1 protein-coding gene is annotated in these 278 nt (G+C 64.7%); it reads right to left on the reverse strand.

Going from position 1 to position 278, the window contains the following annotated elements; translation table 11 throughout:
• Positions 1 to 17: 17 nt before the first annotated feature.
• Positions 18 to 278: NADH-quinone oxidoreductase subunit NuoB (nuoB, locus tag HA630_RS27020; protein ID WP_166832186.1), on the reverse strand; the 261-nt coding region annotated here is incomplete at its 5' end.

Raw genomic sequence — 278 nt, forward strand, 5'->3', positions numbered from 1 at the left:
GGAAACTCCCGCGCGGCTCATGCCCGCGCAATCGTGTTGGTGCGGCGGATCTTTTGCTGCAGCTGGATGATGCCGTACAGCAAGGCTTCGGCCGTGGGCGGACAACCCGGCACATAAACATCGACCGGCACGATGCGGTCGCAGCCGCGCACCACGGAATAGCTGTAGTGGTAGTAGCCGCCACCGTTGGCGCAAGACCCCATGGACAGCACCCAGCGCGGCTCGGCCATCTGGTCGTAGACCTTGCGCAGCGCCGGCGCCATCTTGTTGCACAGGGT

It is taken from the genome of Aquabacterium sp. A08 (genome assembly GCF_011742065.1).